Origin of the sequence: Shewanella sp. SG41-3 (genome assembly GCF_014164545.1) — a bacterium.
GTDB classification, from domain to species: domain Bacteria; phylum Pseudomonadota; class Gammaproteobacteria; order Enterobacterales; family Shewanellaceae; genus Shewanella; species Shewanella vesiculosa.
Window position 1 is genome coordinate 15,898 of record NZ_JACJFJ010000013.1, and the last position, 12,826, is coordinate 28,723.

Genomic DNA, 12,826 nt, shown 5'->3' on the forward strand with positions numbered 1-12,826 from the left:
CTCTGAAATATGCAGAGGCTTTTTATGAATTAATTAAGATAAGTCAGCGTTAACCAGCCATATTAGAACTTAACCTCTGCGGCAACACTGAAGTTACGCTCTTGACCAATAGTCACCATATTATATTGACCACCTTCAATATAATCGGTATCAAATAAGTTTCTGACATTTGCACGTACGCTTACGTCTTTACCCATAACATCCATAGTGTAAGCGGCACCAATGTCAAAACGAACATAGCCGTCTTTGCGAATACTGTTATCGGTATTGGCAAAACGCTCGCCAACATAGATAGCACCAAAATTCAGCGCAAAATCTTCGTTCATTTGGTAGCGAGTCCAGATATTGGCAGACCATTCTGGCGCATCAACAGGCGTTTTACCTTCACGTTCATCGCCAGTGTGATATTCAGCATCAAGGTACATCATGGAAGATGTCATAAACCAATTGTCACTTATCTGGCCTTGAGCGCCCACTTCAAATCCACGATGCTTCTGCTCACCACCTTGAGTCGTAATATCAGTGTAGGGACCTATTGGAGTCGGGAGTACTTCAGATATTGTAATATTCTCAAGGGTGATATCAAATACAGCCGCGGTCAGTAATAAGCTATCGTTGAACAGTTCCCACTTAGTACCAACTTCATACTGAATACCATATTCAGGTTTTAAATCCAGTTCATCGTTAACATCAAATGGATTATTAACAGCACCTTGCGGGGTAAAACTTTTTGAATAGTTTAGGTAAATACTGCCATTTTCCATGGGCGAGTAAATCACCCCAAACTTAGGCGATAGCGCATAACTGTTCTGGCCTAAACCGTCTTTCTTTTGCTCATCGTAACGAACACCAGTAAGCAGCTTCCATTGTTCATTAAGCGTCATTAAATCTTGCAAATAGAAGCCATAATATTTGTATTCGCTAGGATCACCTTTAACACTTGAATGGTAATCAAGATCAGGCTTGATAACAGGCTGCCCAGGAGTCACGATTTGGGCTTTACCACGTTGGATCTGTTGCTGATAAAAATAATCTAGATAATTTGCGCCAATTAATAACTGATGTTGAACTCCGGCAAAATCAAACTCGCCTGTAAAATCTACATAAGCCGTTTTATGTTGCCAGTCATCGTAACGATCGAATGGTTTAATGCTATAACCATTGCTAAGGGGATCTGTGGTGTATTGTGGCGCTGAGTCGAAACGTTGGCGATTGAATTGTTGATCGTTATAGCCCGCTTTGACTTTCCAGTTGTCACTCATATGCCAAGTCAGATCGGCACCTAAGTTTGACACGGTATTATCGGTAAAGGCCCAAGGCGCATCCCAAACGGTTTTACGTTCGCCAATGACATTACCTTGTTTATCTAACCAACCACCGGCATCAATACCGGCTTTATCTTGAGTGTGATCGTATTTCACTGACAGTAATACATCATCAGTTAAATCAAATTCCATATTAAGATAACCTAACCAACGATCGCGTTCTTGATTTTCTTCGGTGGTTGAATATTCACGCCAATATGTTGTGTCTTGCTTAACTAACACTCCACGATAACGAATACTTTGGGCATCATTTAAACTTCCTCCCGCATCGATCTGCGCACGGGTAGAACCGTAACCATCTGTATCTATACCCACATCAAGCATAGAATCATAAGTCGGCTTTTTAGTGACCATATTGACCAAACCACCAGGACCAGATTGGCCATACAACATACTAGAAGGACCTTTCAGCACTTCAACTTGCTGTAGCGTTTCAATAGGTTGTACATAGTGAGACCATTGCTGGTGGCCATTAATCAGATAACCATTACCCGAATCTAACTCAAAACCACGGATACTAAAGACTTGGCGGTTCCAGCGTGTCGTTCCTGCCGTCACGCTGGAATCGTTAACTAATACTTCTGCAAGGTTAGTAGCTAATTGTTCATCGGTAACAAAATCAGGGATAACATTAACTGACTGTGGGGTATCCATTAAGTCGATATCACCGCGCATGGCGCCAGATGCTGTAGCAACTTTATAATCGTTAAAGGTACGACCGGTCACATTAATGCGCTCTATGTTAGCGTCACTCGACACTTCTGCCACAACTGGCATCGCCATTAATGCTGAACCAACAGCCAAACCTATAACTGAATATTTAAATACCATGACCAACTCCTCAATAAGACTTTCAGTCTAACAATTGAGGGGAATATAAATGAGAATTGTTTTTATTTAAACTTATTTGTGAAAAATTTACACTTACTTGTGACATAGCTATAAATTCATTTAAAACCAGTCAATTAAGAACATTTAATTAACATAAATCAAACTTATAACAAACCTTTTTTCAGTATAATTTTCATATAAAAAATCTATAAATAATAAAAAAGCGGCTCATGGCCGCTTGATTATATTTGAGTTAACCGTTATTTTTTAATTTTTATCGGACGCTGCCAACCAGTAATATGGCGCTGTTTAACGCGAGTAATCACCAGTTCATTTTCAGCAACATCTTTGGTTATAGTTGATCCAGCCCCTAGAGTGGCATTTTTGCCTATGGTAACAGGTGCTACTAACTGAGTATCACTGCCGACGAATACGCCATCTTCAATGGTAGTAATAAACTTATTGGCACCGTCATAGTTACAGGTAATTGTACCGGCACCGATATTCACGCCAGCGCCAATGTGTGCATCACCTAAATAGGCTAAGTGGCCAGCTTTAGAACCTTTACCTAATACACTCTTTTTAATTTCGACAAAGTTACCTATATGAGCATCTTCTTTAAGCTCTGCCCCTGGGCGTAAACGGGCAAAAGGTCCTGCACTTGCGGCTTGTCCAAGCTTAGCTCCTTCTACAATAGTATAAGGTTTAATTTCTGCATTATCGGCAATGTCGCAATCAATCAAAATGGCACCTGCGCCGATTGTCACATTGTTGCCTAGGGTTACTTTACCTTGAAAAATAACGTTAACATCAATCATCACATCCATACCAACAGTCACATCGCCGCGAATATCAATACGCGCAGGATCGCGGAGATTAGCACCGTCGAGCATCAGTTTTTCAGCAGCACGAGCTTGATAAGCTCTTTCTAATTGGGCAAGTTGTACGCGGTTGTTAGCGCCTTCAACTTCGATAGCCGATTGTGGCTGTGATGTGCTAATTTCAACGCCATCAGCCTTTGCCATGGCAATGATGTCGGTAAGGTAGTATTCACCTTGAGCATTATTATTCGATAAACGATTTAACCAGGCTTTTAACTGCTTACCCGGCACAACCATGATACCTGTGTTCACTTCGGTAATGGCTAGCTGTTCAGCGTTAGCATCTTTTTGCTCAACAATTCCGACGACGCAGCCTTGTTCGCGCACTATGCGACCGTAACCGCTTGGGTTAGGTAAATTAACAGTCAAAATAGCCAAGCCATTCACAGGGCGTGCAGCTAATAATGCTTCTAGGGTTGATTGCTGAATAAGCGGTACATCACCGTAAAGGATTAATACTGTATCGTTATCGTTAATATTCGGGTTTGCTTGGGCAACCGCATGGCCGGTACCCAGTTGTTCAGCCTGTAATACCCAGTTTAATGCTTGCTCGCCAAGTGCTGTTTGTAATTTATCTGCGCCATAACCATACACTAACTGAATAGCGTCTGAACCTAAGGCATTGGCAGTGTCTATCACATGTTGCACCATACTTTTATGAGCAATAGGATGCAGAACCTTTGGGAGATCTGAGCGCATCCGAGTTCCTTTTCCTGCAGCTAAGATCACAACATTTAACGACATTGAGCATTCCTTTAATGAACCGATATAGATTTGCGCTCATTTTAACGGAATATGGTCAAAAGGGAAAACAGGCAGGGGGTTAATTAGCCGATAATAGGCAATAAAAAAGGCGACTCATAAAGAGTCGCCTTTTAAGCGTCAAATAATCAGATTATCTGGTGATATTTTTCTTGATGCATTCAACAACACGTAATTGAGCCAAAGATTTGGCTAACTCGATTGCTGCGGCTTCATAATTGAAGTCAACTCCGGCGTTGGCAATTGCTTGCTCAGCACGTTCTTTGGCTTCTAAAGCAGCTTTTTCATCAATATCATCGGCACGTAATGCTACATCAGCAAGTACTGAAATTGCAGTAGGTTGTACTTCAAGTAAACCACCTGATAGATACAACACTTCTTCACTACCATCTTGCTTGATAAAGCGCGCCATACCAGGCTTGATTTTTGTCAGTAACGCAACATGGTTAGGCATAATACCTAACTCACCTTCAGCACCAGTAACTTCAAAGAAGCTAACTTGGCCGTGGTAGATGCTGTTTTCTGCACTAACAATATCAAGTTGGACTGTTTTGGCTGCCATCAAGTTCTCCTTAAAGAACTAAGCTTTACGGCCTAGTTATTTCTTTTTGTTAGCTTTCTCGACAGCTTCATCGATTGAACCAACCATGTAGAACGCTTGCTCAGGGATATGATCGAACTCACCATCCAAGATACCCTTAAAGCCACGAATAGTGTCTTTAAGAGAAACGTACTTACCAGGAGAACCAGTAAAGACTTCTGCTACGAAGAAAGGTTGAGATAAGAAACGCTCAATCTTACGCGCTCGGAATACCATGGTTTTGTCATCATCTGACAATTCATCCATACCCAAGATAGCAATAATGTCTTTCAGCTCTTTATAACGCTGTAATACAGTTTGTACACCGTTTGCAACATCATAATGCTCTTGGCCAACAACCTGTGGATCTAACTGACGTGAAGTCGAATCCAATGGGTCAACCGCAGGGTAAATACCCAAAGAAGCAATTTGACGAGACAATACAACAGTCGCATCTAAGTGAGCGAAGGTTGTGGCTGGTGACGGATCAGTTAAGTCATCCGCAGGTACATATACTGCTTGTACAGAAGTAATCGAACCTGACTTAGTTGAAGTGATACGTTCTTGAAGAACACCCATCTCTTCAGCAAGTGTTGGCTGATAACCTACCGCAGAAGGCATACGACCTAATAGTGCAGATACTTCAGTACCGGCTAAGGTGTAACGATAAATGTTGTCCACGAACAACAATACGTCACGACCTTCGTCACGGAACTTTTCAGCGATACTCAGGCCAGTTAACGCTACGCGTAAACGGTTTCCTGGAGGCTCGTTCATCTGACCATAAACCATGGCTACTTTGTCTAATACGCCTGAATCTTCCATCTCGTAGTAGAAGTCGTTACCCTCACGGGTACGCTCACCAACACCAGCGAAAACAGAAAGACCAGAGTGAGCTTTAGCGATGTTGTTAATCAGTTCCATCATGTTAACTGTTTTACCAACACCAGCACCACCGAACAGACCGACTTTACCACCTTTAGCGAAAGGACAAACAAGATCGATAACCTTGATACCTGTCTCTAAAAGCTCAGTTGAATTTGACTGATCTTCGTATGAAGGAGCTGCACGGTGAATAACATAACGCTCTTCTTCACCGATAGGACCCGCTTCATCGATAGGCTCGCCCAATACGTTCATAATACGGCCAAGGGTTGCAACCCCTACCGGAACAGTAATTGGTGAACCTGAGTTTGCTACCTCTAGACCACGACGCAGACCATCAGAAGAACCCATAGCGATGGTACGAACAACACCACCACCTAGCTGCTGCTGAACTTCCAGCACCAAACCATTACAGGCGCCTTCACCAGTGATCTTCAGAGCGTCATATACTCGAGGTACAGAATCTTGTGGAAACTCTACGTCCACAACCGCGCCAATTACTTGGACAACAGTACCTGTGCTCATGATTAATCCTCTAAACTTGATTTCGTTACCTAAACCTAAACCGCTGCAGCGCCTGCAACAATTTCCGACAGTTCTTGCGTAATCGCAGCCTGACGGGCCTTGTTATAGACGAGTTGCAAATCATCGATCATTTCGCCGGCGTTATCTGTTGCCGCCTTCATGGCTACCATACGGGCAGCCTGTTCAGAGGCAATATTTTCAACAACACCTTGATATACTTGAGACTCTACATAACGAGTTAACAATAAATCCAATACTTCTTTTGGATCAGGCTCGTAAATATAATCCCAAGGATAACTAGCTACTTCTTCATCTGACTTAGGTAAAGGTAGCAGCTGTTCGATCACCGGAGTCTGGGACATGGTATTCACAAATTTGTTAAATACTATGAACAGACGATCCAGTTTACCTTCGTTGTAAGCTTTTAACATGACACGAACTGTGCCAATCAAATCAGCAAGTTTTGGCGAGTCGCCTAAACCTGATGCATGGGCGGATATTTCACCACCAAAGCTTTTAAAAAACTGAACAGAACGGGCACCAATTGGGCAAAACTCAACATTTGCACCTTGTTCTTTCCACTTTTTAACGTCTGACACAACCTTTTTAAATAGGTTAGCGTTCAAACCACCACAAAGGCCACGGTCGGTTGCTACAACAATGTAACCAACCCGCTTGGCATCTCTCACCTCTAAATAGGGGTGTTTATACTCGAGAGTACCTTGCGCTACGTGACCGATCACCTTACGCATATTTTCTGCATATGGACGGCTCGCTGCCATGCGTTCTTGCGCTCTGCGCATTTTGCTGGCGGCAACCATTTCCATAGCGGAAGTGATCTTCTGAGTATTTTTAACACTCGCGATCTTGGTTTTAATCTCTTTAGCGCTGGCCATCTCTACTCTCCAATCTGGGACCTGAGGTGCCTAATGACACCCCGTGTTCATTATTACCAGGTTTGGGTTTCAATGAACTTGTCCATGCCTGCCTTTAACTCACCTTCGATATCAGCGTTATAATCGCCAGTAGCATTGATGGTGTTCATTAGGTCAGCATGTTGACTGTTCATGTATGAAAGCAGAGAGGCTTCGAAGCGACCGATTTCATTTAAAGCAACACCTTTAAGGTAGCCTTTTTCAGCTGCGAAAATAGACACAGACTGGGCAGCAACGCTCATAGGAGCATATTGCTTTTGCTTCATTAGTTCGGTTACTCGCTCACCATGCTCAAGTTGAGCACGTGTTGCATCATCTAAATCAGATGCAAACTGTGAGAACGCAGCAAGCTCTCGATACTGTGCAAGTGCTGTACGAATACCGCCTGACAGTTTCTTGATGATCTTAGTCTGCGCGGCACCACCAACACGAGAAACAGAAATACCTGGGTTAACTGCAGGACGAAGTCCCGAGTTAAACAAGTCAGTCTCAAGGAAGATCTGACCATCGGTAATAGAAATTACGTTGGTCGGTACGAACGCTGACACATCACCAGCTTGGGTTTCAATAATAGGTAACGCGGTTAACGAACCGGTTTGACCTGTTACTGCACCGTTAGTGAACTTTTCTACATAATTTACGTTTACGCGTGAAGCACGCTCTAATAAACGAGAGTGTAGATAGAATACGTCACCTGGGTATGCTTCACGTCCTGGTGGACGCTTCAATAGTAGAGAAATTTGACGATAAGCAACTGCTTGCTTAGACAAATCATCATATACGATTAAAGAATCTTCACCGCGGTCACGGAAGTATTCACCCATAGAACAACCAGAATATGGCGCTAAATATTGCAGTGCTGCAGCTTCAGAAGCTGATGCAACAACAACGATAGTGTTAGCTAATGCACCATGTTCTTCAAGCTTGCGTACTACGTTTGCGATGGTAGAAGCTTTCTGACCAATAGCAACATAGACACACTTAATGCCTGATTCTTTCTGGTTGATAATTGCATCAATAGCCATCGCTGTTTTACCAGTCTGACGGTCACCAATAATCAATTCACGTTGACCACGACCAATAGGGATCATGGCATCAACGGCTTTATAACCAGTTTGGATTGGTTGTGATACTGACTTACGTTCAATAACACCAGGGGCAATTACTTCAACAGGAGAGAAACCATCGTTGTCGATAGGTCCTTTTCCATCAATAGGCTCACCTAGAGTGTTAACAACGCGGCCAAGTAGACCACGACCCACCGGTACTTCAAGAATACGACCAGTGGTTCTAACTTTATCACCTTCTGCTAAATTAGCATAAGGTCCCATCACTACGGCGCCGACAGAATCACGTTCTAAGTTCAACGCGATTGCAAAACAGCCACCAGGCAGTTCGATCATTTCACCTTGCATTACATCGGCTAGGCCGTTAATGCGAATGATGCCGTCACTTACTGCAACGATAGTACCTTCGTTGCGAGCTTCACTAACGACGTCGAACTGCTCGATCCGCTGCTTAATCAGATCGCTGATTTCAGTGGAATTCAGTTGCATGCTCAAACTCCCAATTACGACTGCAGCTTTTCAGACAAACGCGATAACTTACCGCTTACCGAGCCATCAATGACTAGGTCGCCTGATTTAATAATTACACCGCCAATAAGCGATGCGTCGATGCTGCAATTCAGCTTAACTTTGCGTGCGAGACGTTTCTCTAAAGAAACACTAATTTGCTGCTGTTGCTCAGAGCTTAGCTCAGTAGCAGAAACCACATCGGCCTCAACTTCTTTTGCCCACTCATTACGGTATTCAGCAAAAAGTAGCGATACTGTTGACAGTATCCCTAAACGACCGTTTTCAGCCATTACCTTTATCAGGTTTTGACCTTGCTCATTGACTTGCTCACCGCATACTTTAATAAACAGTGAAGCTAGTTCTGTACTCGCGAGAGTACCATTTAGCAGTGGCTTGATTGATTCGTTTTCACTCACCAATGAAGCGAAAGTTAACATTTCTGTCCAACTATCTACTGCTTTATGCTCAACAGCAAAATCAAAAGCTGCCTTTGCGTAAGGGCGAGCGATGGTGCTTAATTCAGCCATAACTCAACTCCCTTAATCAAATTTCAGCAACAAGTTTATTAACAATGTCACTGTGGGCTTCTGGATCAATCGTACGTTCAAGAATTTTCTCTGCACCAATGATGGCTAGAGAAGCAACTTGCTTACGCAGGTCGTCTTTCACGCGATTACGTTCGTTTTCAATTTCTGCTTGACCCTGGGCGATAATTTTAGCTCGCTCAGTTTGTGCTTCAACTTTAGCTTCATCAACGATTTGAGCCTTACGCTTATTAGCTTGCTCAATAATTTCGTTGGCAGTTACTTTTGCTTCTTTTAGTTGCTCAGTAGCTTTAATTTGTGCTAACTCTAGATCTTTTGCTGCACGGCCGGCATCCGCCAGACCATCAGCAATTTTCTTCTGGCGTTCTTCGATGGCATTCATCAACGGAGGCCATACAAACTTCATGCAAAACCACACGAAGAGAATAAAGGCAACCGTCTGACCGAATAGGGTAGCGTTGAAATTCACAACAGCCTCCTAGTTAGATTAAAGACAGAAGCGTTAGTTAAAGCATTGCACCCAATGGGTTAGTAAATAGCATAAATAGCGCAATACCTACACCAATCATAGTTACGGCATCTAGAAGACCCGCTACGATGAACATTTTAACTTGTAACATAGGCGCCATTTCTGGCTGACGAGCTGCACCTTCTAAAAACTTTCCACCTAAAAGGCCGAAACCGATAGCTGTTCCTAATGCACCCATACCAATAAGTAGAGCAACAGCAATAGCCGTCATTCCTAATACAGTTTCCATATCTATCTCCAATATTCTAAATCGTTGTTATTAATGATTTAGGTCAAAAAATTTTTCGGTTACCCTTAATGATCTTCATGTGCCATGCTTAAATAAACAATAGTCAACATCATGAAAATAAATGCTTGTAAAGTAATAACTAAAATATGGAAAATTAACCAACCTAGTTGTAATCCTACACCTAGAGCAGATAACGCCACGTTAGAACCGTACATCAATGCAATAAGGATAAATATCAACTCACCAGCGTACAAGTTACCAAATAGTCGTAGAGCCAATGAAATCGGCTTCGCAACTAGAGTCACTGTTTCTAATAATAAGTTGACGGGTATCATTGCCCAATGGTTAAAAGGCTGAAATGTTAGTTCTTTAACAAAACCTGAAACACCTTTGACTTTAATGCTGTAATAAATAATCAGCACAAACACACCAAGAGCTAAGCTGAAGGTAATGTTAACGTCAGTAGTCGGAACAACTTTTAGGTATGGCACACCAGCTAACGAAGCTAATGCAGGTAACCAATCGACTGGGATCATATCCATGAAGTTCATCATGAAAATCCAGACGAAAATTGTCAGAGCTAAAGGTGCAATAACAGGATTGCGGCCGTGAAAAGTTTCTTTCACGCTGCTATCTACGAACTCAACAATCATCTCAACAAAACATTGAAATTTGCCAGGAACGCCTGTTGTCGCATTTTTGCCGGCACGGTAAAACAGCCATAAGAACAACATCCCAAGCCCAACCGAAAAGAGCAACGAATCAATGTGCCAAGTCCAAAACCCTTCACCAACACTTAAATTGGTAAGGTGATGTTGGATATAGCCCTGCGGTGTTAACGCTTCACCAGTTGCAGCCATGATTCATCCCACTTAACTTTGCTTGAAATATAAAGGTGCTACCCAATGTACAACTAACGCTAATGAGTAACAGGTAAAAAGCGGCATAAAACCGACTTTCATATTGATAAACACTAACGAAAATAATCCAATGGTCAACAGCATCTTTACCGCTTCCCCCCAGTAAAAGCTTTTAATCACTTTTGCTGCAGAGCTTGCTCCACTATGTGAGAAAGCTAGGGTTGCGAATACAAAATTAGGAAGTACAGCAATTACACCACCTGCAAGTGCAGATAGGCCATACTGTGCTCCCCACATAACGAAAAATAGTGTTGAAATAATACTCGCGACGATAGCTTGTACCAGCACTAATTTATAGGCTGCTAACCTGCCACGACGCGCTAAAACATTACCCAACTTCATATCTCCGCATTATTGCTTTTCGCGGTCCTAATGTTAAATTTAAAATATTAAACTAGCCTTAAGATTCAAAAAGCCTGCAAAGTATACCTTTTCGCGCTTTGTTTGCAACTTTGATGATAGTAAAACGACGATTTTGCACACTATTCGGCGCTAAATTATCGAAAACAAAAATTAGAGCTCTGTCACAAACTTACTAATGAAATTGGTTTGATTCACAAATCATCGAATTTTATTTAAAATTCCGTCTAATTCAGCAAGATTCTGGTAATTTATTACAATTTTGCCTTTACCTTTACTGCCATGATTGATGGCAACCTTGGCACCGAGTCTTTCAATTAACTCTTGTTCTAAGCGGCTAACATCATGATCTTTAGCTGGTGTTTCGGCGTCTTTAGTCGGATTTAAGGCTTTATTCACTAATCGTTCAGTTTCTCGAACAGTCATTTCTTTAGAAGCCACTAATCGAGCTAAATTTGTCTGTTCATCACCCTCTAATGCCAATAAAGCACGCGCATGGCCCATGTCGATATCACCATTCTCTAACAAACGTTTAACAGGCTCATTAAGGCTATTTAAACGTAATAAATTAGACACACTTACACGAGATTTACCTACAGCATCAGCAACTTGTTGATGAGTTAATTCAAATTCTTCAAGTAATCGTTGTAATGCAATCGCTTCTTCCATTGCATTTAAGTCTTCACGCTGAATATTTTCAATTAACGCGATAGCGACCGCGGCATCATCAGCCACTTGCTTAACAATACACGGGACTTTATTTAATTTAGCTAATTGAGCAGCACGCCAACGGCGTTCACCGGCAATAATTTCATAATGAGTTTCAGAAATTTTACGGATCACTATCGGCTGTATCACCCCTTGAGCACGAATAGACTCAGCCAGTTCTTCTAATGCTTCTGGCGACATATCTTTACGAGGTTGATATTTACCGGGTTGTAATAAGTCAAGATCGAGGTGGAGTAAGTCACTTAGCGGAGTAGATTGCTGTTCTTCAGCCTGATCACTTTTACGACTAGCGGCATTACTGTGGCTTAATAAGGCATCCAAGCCTTTACCTAAACCGCGCTTTTTTAAAGTCATTTTTATATCCTACGCTTGTTTTGGTTGAGTTTGCTGTTCTGCACGACGGATAATTTCACCCGCTAGGGCTAAATAAGCTTTAGCGCCAGCACTCGATTTGTCGTAATACATGGCAGGTGCACCAAAACTTGGGGCTTCGGCTAAACGAACATTTCGCGGTATGACGGTACGATATACTTTTTCGCCAAAATGTTGTTTGAGTTGATCAGATACATCATTAGATAAACGATTACGCGGATCATACATAGTGCGTAAAATACCTTCTATGCTCAGGGTTGGGTTGACCATGGCGCCTAGCTTAGTAATGGTATCAATCAATGCCGTTAAACCTTCTAGGGCATAATATTCGCATTGCATTGGCACAAGTACTGAATCTGCAGCAGACATAGCATTCACTGTAAGCATATTGAGTGATGGCGGGCAGTCGATGAAAATATAATCGTAATCATCTTTGATTGGCGCTAATGCATTACGTAAACGGATTTCACGAGCATAAAATTCCATCAATTTAATTTCTGCCGCAGTAACATCACCATTACTTGCGATCAAATCATATTTTCCAACGGTATTTTTAATCACAATCTCAGCAAAGGGTTTTTCTTCGACTAATAATTCATAAGCTGTGTTATCGACTTCATACTTATCGATACCACTGCCCATAGTCGCATTACCTTGCGGATCCAAATCGATCAACAACACTCTACGCTTTGTGGCGGCAAGTGATGCGGCTAAATTAACGCAAGTTGTTGTTTTTCCAACGCCACCTTTTTGGTTGGCTACTGCAATGATTTTACCCACAATGTCATCCTGTCTTTAATTATTGATGTCCGGTTAGCTTTATTAGCGAAAGAAATGCGAT

Annotated in this window: 13 protein-coding genes; all 13 read right to left on the minus strand. The window is 42.1% G+C overall.

Annotated elements, in window-relative coordinates:
* Nucleotides 1–62: 62 nt before the first annotated feature.
* The 13 genes from H5164_RS18700 to H5164_RS18760 all read right to left on the minus strand — a co-directional run bounded on the left by H5164_RS18700 (nt 63) and on the right by H5164_RS18760 (nt 12,765).
* Nucleotides 63–2,156, minus strand: coding sequence for a TonB-dependent siderophore receptor (locus tag H5164_RS18700; RefSeq protein ID WP_182757312.1), 2,094 nt, complete (start codon nt 2,154–2,156; stop codon nt 63–65).
* Nucleotides 2,157–2,416: 260 nt separating this feature from the next.
* Complete coding sequence (gene glmU, locus H5164_RS18705; protein ID WP_182757313.1) at nt 2,417–3,781, minus strand: bifunctional UDP-N-acetylglucosamine diphosphorylase/glucosamine-1-phosphate N-acetyltransferase GlmU; 1,365 nt, start codon at nt 3,779–3,781, stop codon at nt 2,417–2,419.
* Between the two features lie 151 nt (nt 3,782–3,932).
* Nucleotides 3,933–4,361, minus strand: a complete 429-nt coding sequence (locus H5164_RS18710) for a F0F1 ATP synthase subunit epsilon (RefSeq protein ID WP_124016591.1) — start codon at nt 4,359–4,361, stop codon at nt 3,933–3,935.
* A 36-nt stretch (nt 4,362–4,397) separates the two neighbouring features.
* The gene (gene atpD / locus H5164_RS18715) at nt 4,398–5,789 is read right to left on the minus strand and encodes a F0F1 ATP synthase subunit beta (protein WP_011639450.1); all 1,392 of its coding nucleotides are present in this window, start codon (nt 5,787–5,789) and stop codon (nt 4,398–4,400) included.
* Nucleotides 5,790–5,824: 35 nt separating this feature from the next.
* On the minus strand, nt 5,825–6,685 hold the full coding sequence (atpG, locus tag H5164_RS18720) for a F0F1 ATP synthase subunit gamma (protein WP_182698832.1): 861 nt from the start codon (nt 6,683–6,685) through the stop codon (nt 5,825–5,827).
* A 53-nt stretch (nt 6,686–6,738) separates the two neighbouring features.
* Nucleotides 6,739–8,280 (minus strand): F0F1 ATP synthase subunit alpha, encoded by a 1,542-nt coding sequence (atpA, locus tag H5164_RS18725; protein WP_124016588.1) that lies wholly within the window; start codon nt 8,278–8,280, stop codon nt 6,739–6,741.
* A gap of 14 nt (nt 8,281–8,294) precedes the next feature.
* Complete coding sequence (gene atpH / locus H5164_RS18730; protein ID WP_124016587.1) at nt 8,295–8,828, minus strand: F0F1 ATP synthase subunit delta; 534 nt, start codon at nt 8,826–8,828, stop codon at nt 8,295–8,297.
* Nucleotides 8,829–8,844: 16 nt separating this feature from the next.
* Nucleotides 8,845–9,315 carry a F0F1 ATP synthase subunit B gene (gene atpF / locus H5164_RS18735; protein ID WP_124016586.1) on the minus strand — a complete coding sequence of 157 codons (471 nt, stop codon included), beginning with the start codon at nt 9,313–9,315 and terminating at the stop codon, nt 8,845–8,847.
* Nucleotides 9,316–9,352: 37 nt separating this feature from the next.
* Complete coding sequence (gene atpE / locus H5164_RS18740; RefSeq protein ID WP_011639455.1) at nt 9,353–9,604, minus strand: F0F1 ATP synthase subunit C; 252 nt, start codon at nt 9,602–9,604, stop codon at nt 9,353–9,355.
* A 65-nt stretch (nt 9,605–9,669) separates the two neighbouring features.
* Nucleotides 9,670–10,464, minus strand: coding sequence for a F0F1 ATP synthase subunit A (gene atpB / locus H5164_RS18745; RefSeq protein WP_124016585.1), 795 nt, complete (start codon nt 10,462–10,464; stop codon nt 9,670–9,672).
* Between the two features lie 12 nt (nt 10,465–10,476).
* Nucleotides 10,477–10,860: an ATP synthase subunit I gene (locus H5164_RS18750; RefSeq protein WP_182757328.1), complete on the minus strand. Its 384-nt coding sequence runs from the start codon at nt 10,858–10,860 to the stop codon at nt 10,477–10,479.
* Between the two features lie 225 nt (nt 10,861–11,085).
* Nucleotides 11,086–11,967: a ParB/RepB/Spo0J family partition protein gene (locus H5164_RS18755; protein ID WP_124016584.1), complete on the minus strand. Its 882-nt coding sequence runs from the start codon at nt 11,965–11,967 to the stop codon at nt 11,086–11,088.
* A gap of 9 nt (nt 11,968–11,976) precedes the next feature.
* The gene (locus tag H5164_RS18760) at nt 11,977–12,765 is read right to left on the minus strand and encodes a ParA family protein (protein WP_124016583.1); all 789 of its coding nucleotides are present in this window, start codon (nt 12,763–12,765) and stop codon (nt 11,977–11,979) included.
* Nucleotides 12,766–12,826 lie beyond the last annotated feature (61 nt).